Source organism: Clostridioides sp. GD02367 (genome assembly GCF_045900275.1).
In the GTDB taxonomy this organism is placed as follows: Bacteria; Bacillota; Clostridia; order Peptostreptococcales; family Peptostreptococcaceae; genus Clostridioides; species Clostridioides difficile_A.
In genome coordinates, this window is record NZ_JBJODK010000003.1 from 1 (window position 1) to 13,006 (window position 13,006).

Annotated in this window: 10 protein-coding genes; all 10 read left to right on the top strand. The window is 30.4% G+C overall.

Translation table 11 applies throughout. The features are described from left to right. Positions 1–244 (top strand): M20/M25/M40 family metallo-hydrolase (locus tag Q3223_RS04030; RefSeq protein ID WP_131067128.1); only part of this gene is annotated, 244 nt, incomplete at its 5' end. A gap of 96 nt (positions 245–340) precedes the next feature. Continuing rightward, positions 341–1,711 carry a dihydropyrimidinase gene (hydA, locus tag Q3223_RS04035; RefSeq protein WP_223153383.1) on the top strand — a complete coding sequence of 457 codons (1,371 nt, stop codon included), beginning with the start codon at positions 341–343 and terminating at the stop codon, positions 1,709–1,711. Positions 1,712–1,728: 17 nt separating this feature from the next. After that, positions 1,729–3,135 carry an amidohydrolase family protein gene (locus Q3223_RS04040; protein WP_054270537.1) on the top strand — a complete coding sequence of 469 codons (1,407 nt, stop codon included), beginning with the start codon at positions 1,729–1,731 and terminating at the stop codon, positions 3,133–3,135. A 73-nt stretch (positions 3,136–3,208) separates the two neighbouring features. Beyond that, a complete protein-coding gene (locus tag Q3223_RS04045) occupies positions 3,209–3,655 on the top strand; it encodes a 2Fe-2S iron-sulfur cluster-binding protein (RefSeq protein ID WP_219673789.1) in 447 nt (148 codons plus the stop codon). A 38-nt stretch (positions 3,656–3,693) separates the two neighbouring features. Next, positions 3,694–4,488, top strand: a complete 795-nt coding sequence (locus Q3223_RS04050) for an FAD binding domain-containing protein (RefSeq protein WP_223153384.1) — start codon at positions 3,694–3,696, stop codon at positions 4,486–4,488. Further along, a complete protein-coding gene (locus Q3223_RS04055) occupies positions 4,478–6,769 on the top strand; it encodes a xanthine dehydrogenase family protein molybdopterin-binding subunit (protein WP_054276880.1) in 2,292 nt (763 codons plus the stop codon). The genes Q3223_RS04050 and Q3223_RS04055 overlap by 11 nt, the downstream gene beginning before the upstream one ends. Further along, positions 6,770–8,083 (top strand): amidohydrolase family protein, encoded by a 1,314-nt coding sequence (locus Q3223_RS04060; RefSeq protein ID WP_223153385.1) that lies wholly within the window; start codon positions 6,770–6,772, stop codon positions 8,081–8,083. Between the two features lie 35 nt (positions 8,084–8,118). Then, positions 8,119–9,204: a dihydroorotate dehydrogenase gene (locus Q3223_RS04065; protein WP_054276878.1), complete on the top strand. Its 1,086-nt coding sequence runs from the start codon at positions 8,119–8,121 to the stop codon at positions 9,202–9,204. Between the two features lie 258 nt (positions 9,205–9,462). After that, the gene (locus Q3223_RS04070) at positions 9,463–10,248 is read left to right on the top strand and encodes a hypothetical protein (RefSeq protein ID WP_223153386.1); all 786 of its coding nucleotides are present in this window, start codon (positions 9,463–9,465) and stop codon (positions 10,246–10,248) included. A 1,353-nt stretch (positions 10,249–11,601) separates the two neighbouring features. Then, positions 11,602–12,960, top strand: coding sequence for a uracil-xanthine permease family protein (locus Q3223_RS04075; RefSeq protein WP_054270530.1), 1,359 nt, complete (start codon positions 11,602–11,604; stop codon positions 12,958–12,960). The last annotated feature ends 46 nt before the right edge of the window (positions 12,961–13,006 follow it).

The window sequence follows — 13,006 nt, forward strand, 5'->3', positions numbered from 1 at the left end:
GGATGAATTTGTTCAAGCAGCATATAAAGGATTAAAAGAAGCTGGAATAGATTCAGAAATAACTCAATACTCATTCTGTACAAATGGAAGCCACTATGCAGGTGAAGCTGGAATAAAGACAATAGGATTTGGTCCTTCTAAAGAAAATCTTGCTCATACAATAGATGAATATATTGAGCAAGAACAATTATTTATAGGAACAGAAGGCTACTATGGAATATTAAAATCTGTATATGGAAAATAATATTTAGTTCACAATAAATTATTTAAATATAGTCTAGAGGTGCTTAATATAGCACCTTTAGATAATACTTTAAAGCTTAAAAGTTAGGAGGTATATATGGGAACAATACTAAGAGGTGGAACTATAATTACCTCTGATAAAACTTATATAAGTGATTTAAGGATAGAAGATGAGAAAATAGTTGAAATAGGAAATAATCTAGAAATAAATGATGATAAGGTTATTGATGCTACAGGGAGAATTGTAATTCCTGGAGGGATAGATACACATACTCATTTTGATATGAATGCAGGTTCTATTATTACTGCTGACAATTTTGAAACAGGAACAAGAGCAGCTATAGCTGGAGGAACTACCACTATACTAGATTTTGCAGAAGCTAGTGAAGGTGAAAATCTGCTGCAAGGGGTAGAAACATATCATAAAAAAGCAAGTGGAAATTGTTATTGTGATTATGGATTTCATATGACAATTACATGTCTGGATAAAGATACATTTGCTCATATGGAAAAGCTTATTTCAGATGGAATAGTATCTTTTAAGATGTATATGGCATATGATGGCATGAAAGTAGATGATGGAACTATATACAAAGTTTTAAAGAAAGCTAAAGACTTAGGTTGTATAGTTGAATTTCATTGTGAAAATGGTGATTTACTAGATGTATTGATAGAAGAAAACATACAAAATGGTAATTTAGAACCCAAATATCATCCGCTTACCAGACCTAATATAGTTGAAAAAGAATCTGTTTCAAGACTTGCTGATATAACTAAATTATCAAACTCAAAATCCTATGTAGTTCATTTAAGTTGTAAAGAGTCACTTGAGACTGTGAAATTTGCTAGAGAAAAAAATATAGATATGATAGTAGAAACATGTCCACAGTATCTACTATTAGAAGATGATTTATATGATAAGGCTGAATTTGAGGGTGCTAAATATGTAATGTCTCCTCCTTTAAGAAAAAAAGAAGATATAAGTTACCTTTGGGAAGGTTTAGCTAATGGAGACATACAAACAGTTGGTACAGACCATTGTTCGTTTAATTTTAAGGGTCAAAAAGATTTGGGAATTAATGATTTTAGTAAGATACCAAATGGGGCACCTGGTGTTGAACATAGGTTATCTCTTTTATATACATATGGAGTTTTAGAAAATAAGATAAGTGCAAATAAATTTGTAGAAGTCACTTCAACAAATGCTGCAAAAATATTTGGGATGTATCCTAAAAAAGGCGAAATAGCTGTAGGAAGTGATGCAGATATAGTTATTTTGAATACTGATAAAGAAGAAACAATTAGCTATCAAACTCAAAAACAAAATGTAGATTATACTCCATATGAGGGGTTTAATATCAAATGTAAAGTAGAAGATGTGTTTTTGAGAGGAAACCATGTAGTACAAAGTTGTAATATTAAAGAACAAGCAATGGGTCAATACATTAAAAGAAAAATTACTAAATAATGCGGGGGGAAATAAGAATGATGGATATACTTATTAAGAATGCCATAATAGTAACTGTAAATAAAGAGAGAGAAGTTATTTTTGATGGGGCGTTAGTAGTAAAGGATAACAAGATTGCTGATATTGGGAATTCTAAGGAAATAGAAAGTAAATATACAGATGTTAAAAAGGTAATAGATGCTAAGGGTAAAGTTCTATTCCCAGGTTTTATAAATACACATAATCACTTATTCCAGACTTTATTAAAAGGATTGGGAGATGATATGGTACTTAAAGACTGGTTAGAAACTATGACTTTTCCAGCAGCTAACTATTTAGAACCAAAAGATACTTATGATGCTGCAATGCTTGGATGTATTGAAGGACTTAGAAGTGGTATAACAACTATGGTTGACTATATGTATCCTCACAGTAAACCAGGTCTTTGCGATGGAATAATAGATGCTTATAAAGAATTAGGAATAAGAGGAATACTTGGAAGAGGATGTATGAATACAGGTGCTCAATTTGGAGTTCATCCTGGAATAATGCAAGATGTAGAAACGGTTGAAAAAGATGTAAGAAGATTATTTGAAAAACACCATAATACAGAAAATGGAAGAATCAAAATAGGAGTAGCTCCCGCAGCAATATGGTCAAATTCTCAAGAAATGCTTGAGATGCTATGGAGAGTAGTAAAAGAATATGATGATGCTTTATTTACAGTACACATATCAGAAACTCCTTTTGATAGAGAAGCTGCAAAAGAATTGCATGGGCAATATGACATAGATGTTTTAGAAAAATTAGGAATACTTGGACCAAATGTACTTATGGTACATTGTGTGTATTTAACTGAAAAAGATATGGAACTTACTAAAAAATATGACATGAAAGTATCTCATAATACAGCAAGTAATATGTACTTATCTTCAGGTGTTGCACCAGTACCAGAAATGCTTAAAAAAGGAATAACAGTTAGTTTAGGAGTAGATGGAGCTGCTAGTAATAACTCTCAAGATATGCTTGAACTTATGAAATTAACAGCACTTCAACATAAAGTTAATAAGTGTGATCCATTAGCAATGTCAGCAGAAAAAGTTCTTGAGTTAGCAACTATAGATGGGGCAAGAGCTATTGGAATGGAAGATGAGATAGGGTCATTAGAAATAGGTAAGAAAGCAGATTTACTAATATTTAATCCAATGCTTTCACCAAAAGCAATACCTATGCATAATCCAGTATCTACATTAGTATATTCTTCTAGTATGAAAAATATAGAGGGAGTTATAGTAGATGGAAATATAATAATGGAAGATTCAAAAATATTAACAGCTAATGAAGAGAAAGCATTAAAAGATGCTCAAGATACAGCTGAGAGACTTTGTGTAAGAGGAACTATAAAGAATAGAATGGAAGGTCATAAATGGAATAGCCTTTATTAATAAATTTGATTTTATTCATAAAGAAGTAGAATAAAAACTTTGGCTTAAAAATATGAGTTTTGAGGTGATTTATTTGATTATCAAATGTACCATAAATAATAAAGAAAAAGAATTAAGTATAAGACCAGATGATTTTTTAGCAGATACACTAAGAGAAAATGGGTATGTAAGTGTTAAAAAAGGATGCGATACAGGTTCATGTGGACTATGTACAGTAATGGTGAATGACAAGGCAGTACTTTCTTGCAACTATCTTACTGCAAGAGTAGATGGTCAACATATAACAACGCTTGAAGGTGTTTTGGATGAAGCAAAGAACTTTGGGGATTTTCTTGCAGATGAAGGAGCTGACCAATGTGGATTTTGTGCTCCTGGATTTATAATGATGGTTTTGGCTATGAAAAGAGAACTTCAAAATCCAACTGAAGAAGAAGTTATAGATTATGTAAATGGCAACCTTTGTAGATGCACAGGATATAAAGGTCAATTAAGAGCAATACATAAATATTTGAACACTTAAGTTTTTAAGTGAAAATTAAATTGATATGGGGAGAGAATATGATAACTATAAAGGAATATGTAGTTCCAAAAAGTTTAGATGAAGCTTATGAACTGCTAATATCAAGAAAAAATAACATAATACTTGGAGGCTGCGGATTTTTAAAGTTAGGTAATAAAAATATTGGTTTAGCAATAGATTTAAAAGACTTGGCTTTGGATTATATAAATGAAACTGATGATAGCATATTAATTGGAGCAGATACAAGTTTAAGAACTTTAGAATTAAATAAGGTTATTAAAAATTACTGTAATGGAGTAATTTCAAATGCTGTTTCTAATATAGTAGGAGTTCAATTTAGAAGTGGAGCTAGAGTAGGAGCTAGCGTATTTGCTAAGTATGGATTTTCAGATTTAATACCTTCATTACTAGTAGTAGATGCAAAGGTTAGGTTATATAAAAAAGGGGTTATGAACTTAGCTGATTTTTTAGAAAGTGAACTTGAAAAAGATATATTAATAGAAATTATATTACCTAAAAAAGATGCTATAGGTGTATTTGATTCTATAAGAAAATGTACAGGTGATTTTGCAGTATTAAATGGAGCAATGTTAAAAGAAGGAAGTACTTATAAAATTGCAATAGGAGCTAGACCAAGAAGAGCAAAAATTGCCTATAAAGCAAGTGAAATATTAAGCTTAGAAAATGATATAGAAAAAGCTGGAGAAGTATCAAGTGAAGAACTTTCATTTGGAAGCAATATAAGAGGAAGTAAAGAGTATAGAAAAGACATGGCAAAAGCTTTAGTAGTAAGAATGTATAATAGTATTGGAGGTGAGTGTGATGGTAAATAAAGAAGTAAGAAAAATAGATAGTGAAGCCATTATTACTGGAAAACCAATATATACAGAAGATTTAATCTTTCATAAAGATGTTTTGACTATTAAACTTCTTAGAAGTCCACATGCTTTTGCAAAGATAAAAAACATCGATATAAAAAATGCATTAAAAGTAAAAGGTGTAGTAGATATATTCACTTACAAAGATGTGCCAAATTATAGATATTCAATGGTTGGTGAATCATATCCAGAAGCCTCACCTCATGACCAATTAATACTTGAAGATATAGTTAGATATGTAGGAGATGAGGTTGCTATAATAGCTGCTGAAGATGAAAGGTCTGCTATTAAAGCTATGAAACTTATAAAAGTAGAATATGAAGTAATGACTCCTATATTGGATGCAAGAGAATCAGAAGGAAATAAAACCTTAATCCATGAAGAAGATGATTTGTTTTGTCCATTTGATTTTGGATTAGATGCTACAAAAAACATTGTATCAAGAGAAAAAATGGGTAAAGGGGATGTAGAAAAAGAGTTTAAAGAAAGTGATGTAATAGTAGAACATTCTTATATGACTCAATCACAAGCCCATTGTATGATGGAAACTCATAGAGCTTATACGTATATAGATACGAATGGTAGATTAGTAGTAACTTCTGCAAATCAATCAGCTTATCATATGAGAAGACAGGTTTCTAGAGCATTGGGAATACCTCTTTCAAAAGTGAGAGTAATAAAACCAAGAATAGGTGGAGGTTTTGGTGGAAAAAATATAGCTGTAACGGAGATATATGCATCATTTGTGACTTGGATGACAAAAAGACCAGCAAAGCTTATTTATACTAGAGAAGAAACTTTTGCAATGACTAATACTAGACATCAGATGTTTTTTGATATAAAGATTGGGTCAGATAAAGAAGGAAATATAAAAGCTATAGATATGAAAGCCTTGAACAATACAGGTGCTTATGGAGATAATGGACCTTCAGTTTGTTCTGAATCAGGGCATAATGTACTTCCAACATATAACAATGTACCTGCAATAAAATTTGATGGAAGAACTGTGTATACTAATTTAGTTCCAGGGGGAGCATTAAGAGGATACGGAGCAACACAAGGTACATTCGCACTTGATTGTGCAATCGATGAATTAGCACATAAACTTAATATGGACCCAACAGAAATAAAATTGAAAAATATTATAAAAAAGCAAACTGAAGGCGGAATAATGAATTTTCCAATCAGAAGTTGTGCACTTGATGAATGTATAATTAGAGGAAAGAAACTTATTGGATGGGATGAAAAATATCCTGTCAGAGAGATTGGAAACAACAAAGTAAGAGCTGTTGGAATGTCTGTGGGAACTCATGGTTCTGGTATAGCTAACATAGATATGGCAATAGTAAATATGAGAATGGATGAAGATGGAACTTATAAGTTGTTTTCTGGGTCTTCAGACTTAGGAACTGGTTCTGACACAATACTTGCTCAAATAGCTGCAAAAGCATTGAATACATCTATTGATAGAATTTCTGTTTATACAGGAGATACAGATATGTGTCCATATGATACTGGTGCATATGCTTCTTGTACTACTTATGTAACTGGAAATGCTACAATAAAATCTGCTGAAAGTTTAAAACAAAAGATATTAAAAGTAGCACAGAAGAAACTAGATTTACCAATAGATGATTTAATACTATATGAGGACAGAGTTTGCTATAGTGAAGATGTAGATAAGTTTGTATTGTTAAGTGAATTAGGAAGAGAATCTGTTGGTGGTGGAAATCAAGAGGTTTTATATTCATCTGAATCATATGGAATACAAGAGAGTGCGAAACCATTCTTAGCAGGATTTGCTGAAATTGAGTTAGACAAAACGACAGGTGAGTTTAAAGTAATAAATTATGCCTGTTCTACTGATTGTGGTACAGTTATGAATCCTGCACTTGCTAGAATACAAGTTGAAGGTGGTGTAACTCAAGGTATAGGGCTTGCAATGTATGAAGACCCTAGACATGGTTCTGATGGAAAGCTTCAGACTTCTAATTTATTACAATACAAAGTTCCAACAAAAAAAGATATAGGAAATATATTTGTTGATTTTGTAGATAGTTATGATCCAACAGGTCCATATGGAGCTAAATCTTTAGGGGAAATAGTTATTCATACACCAGCACCAGCAATAGCAAATGCAATATATAATGCTACTGGAGTTCGTGTAAGAGAACTTCCTATAACTTCTGAGAAAGTTTATATGGCTATGAAAAAATTAAATCAGGGGGGAAAATAAATGATTGCTATAAAAAGTAAATACTTAATATCTTCTGCTGATGAAATATATACAAATTATGCTGTTGTAGTAGAAAATGACATTATAAAAGATATATTACCAAATGAAGAAGTTGAAATAAAGTACAAAAATATTGAACGAATAATAGATAAATCGGATGCTATAGTAATGCCAGGATTCATTAATGGTCACATGCACCAATATGGAGTGCTTTCTAGAGGAATACCTGCAAACGTACATTTTACTGATTTTGAAGGTTTTTTAAATGATTATTGGTGGCCATTTATAGAAAACAGAATAGGATTAAAAGAAGTAAAGGCAACAACTAAAGCATCAGCAATAGAGCTTATAGAATCTGGTGTAGTAGCTTTTTGTGATACTCTAGAGGCTCCAAATACAGAGGTAGGAACTTTAATTGAGCAAGGTAAAATATTAGAAGAGATAGGGATGAAAGCGGTTTTATCCCTAGAAAGTTGCGAGAGAATAAGTTATGAAAATGCGCTTAGATGTTTAGATGAAAATTCTAATTTGATAAAGTGGAGTAGAGAAAATAGTAAATTAATAAATGGAATAATGTGTACTCATACAAGTTTTACATGTTCAGATAAATTTATTAAGCAAGCTAAAGAAGATGCAAAAAAATTAGATGCGCCAATGCAATTCCATTTATGTGAGAGTATATATGAACCAAACTATGCTGAAAAACATTTTGGTAAAAAAGCTGTTGAATACTATAATGATTTAGAGATATTGGATGAAACTGTATTAGCTTCTCAGTGTGTAAAAGTAAATGATGAAGAGATAGAGATATTAAAAGAAAAAGGCGTAAAAGTGGTTCATATGCCTCTTAGCAACTGCGAAGTAGGTGGAGGTTTTTCTCCAGTACCAAAAATGATTAAAAAAGGTATAAAAGTAGCACTTGGTACAGATGGATATATAAATGATTTTTTTGAAGTTATGAGAGGTGCATTCTTAATGCACAAATCAGTCGAAGAAGATGCATCTGTAATGCCAGCAAATATGGTCTTTAAAATGGCAACAGAGTATGGTGCTCATGCACTAGGTCTTCAAAAATCTGGTAAAATAGTAGCTGGCAATAAGGCTGATATAATAGTTATGGAAGATGAATTCAAAACTCCTGTAACTCTTGATAACATATTTGACCAGATAGTAGTACAAGGTAAAAAAGAATTTATATCAAATGTATACATAGATGGTAGACATATTTTAAAAGAAAAACAATTAGTTGATTTAGATAAAAAAGCTATTGTTAAAGAGATGAAAGAAGTTGCTTGTGAATTTTGGAAATTTTAATGAATGTAAATATAAATGAAAAGGGGAAGCAGATAATGTACAATTTTTTAGGTAAAGAATTAAAATCACCACTTATAATAGGTTCAGGACCATTAACATATAGTGCAGCTGGATGTAAAATATTAAGTGATGCAGGAGCAGGGGCAGTTGTTACTAAGACTATAAGAAAAGAAAGAGCTATAAATCCAGCACCACATATGGTTAGAAATACAACTAATGCTCTTTTAAATAATGAGAAATGGACAGATTTTGAACCAGAACAATGGATAGATTTTGAAATACCACAAATGAAAAAAGATGGGACTGTCTGTATAGCTTCAATAGGTCATACAATCGAAGAAAGCAGTGAATTAGTAGAGAAAGTTGCAAATGCAGGAGCTGACTTTATTGAATTAGTATCTTATGACTATAGAGATTTGATACCAATGCTTAAAGATGCTAAAGAAAAAGTAAATATACCAGTAATAGTTAAACTTCCTCCTATGATAGATGAAATAGGAGCTTTTGCTAAAAAATTAGAAGAAGCAGGAGCAGATGCAATAACTGCTTGTGATTCTGTAGGACCAGCATTTAGAATAGACATAGAAACTGGTCAACCTTTATTAGGTGGAAACGGAATAGGATATCTAAGTGGAGAAACTATTAAGCCAATAACTTTACAAAGAATCTATGAAATAAAAAAAGAAGTCAATATACCAATAATTGGTTTAGGTGGATGTGTTAGTGGAGATGATGCATTAGAAATGATTATGGCAGGTGCTGACTTTGTTGGTATATGTTCAGTGGTAATTTTAAAAGGTGCACAAGTAATATCTAAAATACATGATGACTTAAAATCTAATCTTAATAGACTAGGGTATAATACTATAGAAAATGCTTGTGGTATAGTACATAAGCATATGGGCGACGTAAATGAAAGACTTAGCTTTGAATTTACTTATGATGAAGAAAAATGTACTAAATGTAAGATGTGTGAGAGAGTATGTGCATATCAAGCAAGAAAATTAAATGATAAGATGGAGTTAAATGAAGAAGAGTGTAGATACTGTGGTCTTTGCATATCAGTTTGTAAACCAAAAGCACTTGGAAGAAAAATTTCATGTTCAGAATTGAATGCATAGGTTATTTTGTAAAGAATAATTAAAAAATAAAACTTTATATAGAAATAAAAGGGTGTGTCTCAAGATGAACTTTTTAGTTCATGAGGCACCCTTTTTGTATGAAATTAAGTATATTTTCATCATTTCAACAATGAAAAATAGGTTTATTTGAAATTATTTTATATTTTGATTAATTATTAATAATTGTTTTATAGATATGTTAACATTGTATAGCATTTGTATAAAATGTTATAATAATTAATAGGGATGGTGATGTAAGTGCAAGATAAGATTTTAGAATTATTACATATTATAAATAAAGATGTAGTTAGTATAAAAGAAGATATGTCTGAAGTAAAACAAGAAATAACTGCATTAAAGAGCGATATGTCTGAAGTAAAACAAGAAATAACTGTGGTAAAAGACGATATGTCTGAAATGAAACAAGAGATAACAATGTTAAAGGACGATATGTCTGAAATGAAACAAGAGATAACTGTATTAAAGAGCGATATATCTGAAGTAAAACAAGAGATAACTGTTCTAAAAGAAGATATGTCTGAAGTGAAGCAAGAAGTAAATTTAATGAAAAAAGAAATAACTGGATTAAAACAGGAGACAAGTATGGTAAAAGAAGATATGTCTGATGTAAAACAAGATATGATTGCGATGAAAGAAGATATATCTGGAGTTAAATCAGAGATGAACTCTATGCAAAGCAAAATAAATAATATTAGTGAAGATATGAGTGGAATTAAGGACGAAATATCTACAGCAAATGAGAAATTATATGGAATTGAAGTAAAGATTGATGTTCTAGAACGTGAAGAAAAATCAATGAAAGAGATACAGGAAGAGCAGAGCAATATTTTAGGAAGCTTATTACATAATTCTGAAATAAATAAAGCTACTCATGATAGTATGGAGCATAATATAGCATATATAAAAGGTGATACAAATGCTATAAAAGAAGATGTTTCTGAAATAAGAAGAGATTTAAATTTAGTAGAGTTAGCTACTAGTAAAAATTGGAGTGATATTGTTAAACTAAAATCAGTCAGATAATATCTTAATTCACTAATTTATCATCCACAAAATAAAAAATATTATATAAAAAAGGCTTATAATGTTACTGTTATTTATTATAAATTTTAGAAATGAAAATAAAAATTTGAGAAAAGACCGTTAAAATTTTATTTTAAGGTCTTTTTTTATGTAGATATAATGAAATTATAAAAATAAAACTTAAAATTTAAATGCGAAAATTTGATAGAACGGTTGAAATAAGTAAAATTTTATCAATAAAATTACAAAAATTTTATAACAAATAAATATACGTAAATATTGGCATTAAAATTGCTCTATAAAAACTATAAATAGTAATGTAAATAAAGCTCTTATTACACAAACAATATTACTATTTTAATTATAGATATTAATATATATCTATAAAATAGATAGAAACTTGTATGTTTTATGTTGCAGGTACAAATATAGTAAAGGAGAGTACATTGATACAACTGAGATACATAGCTTATTAAGTTTTTCTGTCTTATGAGAATTATATTATAAAATATTCATAAATATTTTGAGTTTAAATTAAAAAATTATTTTATGCTTAGATTAATTATCATTTAATTAATTTAATAACAAAAACAGTGAAAGAGTAAATAATATTATTTACAGGGGGTAAAGCAAAGTATATTAAATGAGTTGTACTTTTGGCCCCGTACATGGAGAAATCTATGTAGGACACAACTTTAAAACCAGTAAATCCTAAAGCCTTGCAACTACAATAAAAGATAGAAAGAAACTTTTATGAATGTGGTGAAAACCAGAAACAATAGTAAGGATGGTATATGGTGAGAGCCTAAGTACTTAATAATGGACATTTGGTCGCCAAGCCTAGAAATAGGAAGGTCAAACGACTATCTCGAGAGAGAGTACACTATAAGCTATTGATAGTGGAAACGGGTTGCTCTTAACAGGTAATGCTGAAGATGAAGAAATAGTCTACGCTCATATGAAAGTATGAGGTCACTGGATTTAAAGTGGCATCTATAAAGTAGCGTTTATAGGTAAATGTTTAAAACTTACAAAATATAAATACTTATGAAAACTTATAACTTATAATTATTAAGATTGAAAGATTTAACTTGGATTAAATTTATTGTAAAAAATTAAAAATTCATAGCTATAATATTCTTATGTTTGTAAGCTACTGTATAATAACATATACAAAATGATAGAATAAGTTTATTTGTTAATAATTAAATTTATTGTACGTATTCTTTAAGAGTAAAGACTTAAATGTATAAGGAAGTGTAATCAAAATTTATAAACGTCATTTAATTTAATATATTAGATTTTTAAGTATTTATATAATTCAATAAGTTTTATGTAACGGGAGTTTTTATTATGAAAGCAAAAAGTACATCAAAATTTGAATTAGACGGAATACCACCACTAAAGGAAGCCGTACCTTTAGGGTTACAACACTTAATGGCGATGGTAATAGGAAGTTGTTTACCAGCTATATTGGTTGCAAATGCAGCTGGGCTTGATCATAAAATGTCAACACTCTTGATTCAAGCAGCACTAGTTTTTGCAGGAATATCAACTTTATTACAATTATATCCAATACCTCTATTTAAAGGATTTAAATTAGGGGGAGGGATACCAGTTATAATGGGAGCTACAGCTATGTTTATAGGAGCTGGAGTCTCTGTTGCAGGAAAGTATGGGTTGCCAGTCTTATTTGGTTCTCAAATAATAGCTGGAATAGTAATAATTATAATTGGTTTTGGTCTTAAAAAAATACGATTTATATTTACTCCAGTTGTATCTGGAACAATAGTCGCATGTATGGGTCTTGGACTTTTTCCAATAGCTATAAAAAACTTAGCTGGAGGTATGGGAAATGAAACTTTTGGACAGCCAATTAATTTTATAGTTGGAATCTCTGTATCTCTTATGATATTAGGATTAAACAAGTATGGAAGAGGATTGTTTAAAGATGCATCAATATTAGTTAGTATAATTTTTGGATACATTTTATCACTAATTTTGGGTATTGTAAATTTTTCTTCAATTCAAGAGTTTACTTTGGTAGCGCTTCCAAAACCACTTATTTTTGGTCTAGATATAAGAATCGAAGTTGTAGTGATGTTTTCAATAATATATTTGGTTGAAATAGCAGATATTATGGGTGCATGTACGCTTTCTGCAGTAGGGGGACTCAATAGACAAGTAACAGATGAAGAACTTTCTTCTGCTGTTTTAGGAAATGGAGTACTATCTACGATAGGTGCATTATTTTCTGCAACTCCAATGGGGATGTTTGGTCAAAATTCTGCAATCGTTTCCAATACGAAAATTGTAAGTAAATTTGTATTGGCTATTGGGGGAATTGGGCTATTTTTGGCAGGAATATCACCTTTGCTAGCTAATTTGATAAGAACCATTCCTCCTTGTGTGGTTGGGGGAGCAACACTTGTTATATTTTCAACCCTTACAACATCTGGTTTAAGACTTGTTAGTATGGATGGGTTCAATCAAGAAAATAGCATGATATTAGGTCTTTCTATGGCTTCTGGCATAGGATTTATGGTGGCTCCTCAAGTTCTTGAAAAGTTTCCAAAGTTTATAGAAACCTTATTTGCAGATTCAAGTGTAGTTTCAGGAGCAATGGTAGCCATAATAGTTCAAGCTTTGTATATGGTAAAATTTCCGAAAAGTAGGAATAACAAAGTTGAAGATAAAAAGGAAAATTTATAATGTAAAGAGTTAATAAATGTGAATCAGACATATCACATTTATTGAT